Origin of the sequence: Xenorhabdus yunnanensis, from assembly GCF_028598805.1 — a bacterium.
GTDB lineage: Bacteria > Pseudomonadota > Gammaproteobacteria > Enterobacterales > Enterobacteriaceae > Xenorhabdus > Xenorhabdus yunnanensis.
The window spans coordinates 1-866 of record NZ_JAQRFI010000183.1; the positions used below are offsets into that span (position 1 = coordinate 1).

Below are 866 nucleotides of genomic sequence, written 5' to 3' on the forward strand. Positions count from 1 at the left end.
GTTTCACGTAACAACTTAACCGCCAGTACCGGGCTGTTTTGGGCTTCCTCAGACACAGCGACATTGTGCCCTTTGCTGTGCTTTTTGATAGGTTCGGGCTGATCGTCTTGCTCAGTGATGAGATCTGTAGCGAGTTCCTGTGCCGGTTCAGTGGTGTAGTGTCCAGAATCATCATCAGCCCGTGCTGACAGGTGACTAAAGTTGGCTTTTGTTGTGGTTGTGTCTTTGTGGACTGCTTTACGTTTGAAGCGGCCTAATCCCAATAAATTCGACATAGTGTAATTTGCCATTTGTTATCTTCCTGTTTGTGATAAAGCCCTGTCGACCAGCTTACGGGCGACTTCGTGAAGGGTGGGTTTAATACCCAGTTCTGAGCGGCTGTACTCGTCCTGCTGTATCTTGCGTAGGGCGTCCATCTGCTGACGAGTCAGTAAGATGGCCTTGTTATCGATTTTCATACTTACACCTCATTAATGAAGAACCCCGCCGCAAGCAGCGGAGCATTCGACCCAAAAAGATTAAATCAGAGTCACTATCACTTCATTGGACGGCTGTTGGCTAGCAAGACTGCCATTACCTTGCTTGAGTGGTTTCGCCCTAATCCATATCATGCGGGCGTCTTTAAAGAGAATCGGTTTAGTGACTGTCTCTTCAACAGTAATCGGTTCATTTATTATCAATTCATCCTCTTGAGGTGTAGGCGCTCGATCTGCGTCAAGAAGCACATACACCCTGCCATGGTGGTGAAGCACATTACCTGATTTCACTTCTATTTTTTGCCATTCATCTGTCGCTATAAATTCCATATTCCATCTCTCTGTCGCTGATAATTTATACAGCCATATTATTGCAATATATGCAACAAA

2 protein-coding genes and 1 pseudogene are annotated in these 866 nt (G+C 45.6%); all 3 read right to left on the reverse strand.

The annotated features are described in order from the left end of the window. A pseudogene (locus PSI23_RS21610) lies at positions 1-290 on the reverse strand (hypothetical protein); the annotation flags it as partial. Between the two features lie 3 nt (positions 291-293). Beyond that, entirely contained in the window at positions 294-458 is a 165-nt protein-coding gene (locus tag PSI23_RS21615) for a hypothetical protein (RefSeq protein WP_273556998.1), read from the reverse strand. Between the two features lie 60 nt (positions 459-518). Further along, positions 519-866, reverse strand: a 348-nt coding sequence (locus tag PSI23_RS21620; RefSeq protein ID WP_273556999.1) for a hypothetical protein, incomplete at its 5' end; no start/stop codon positions are given.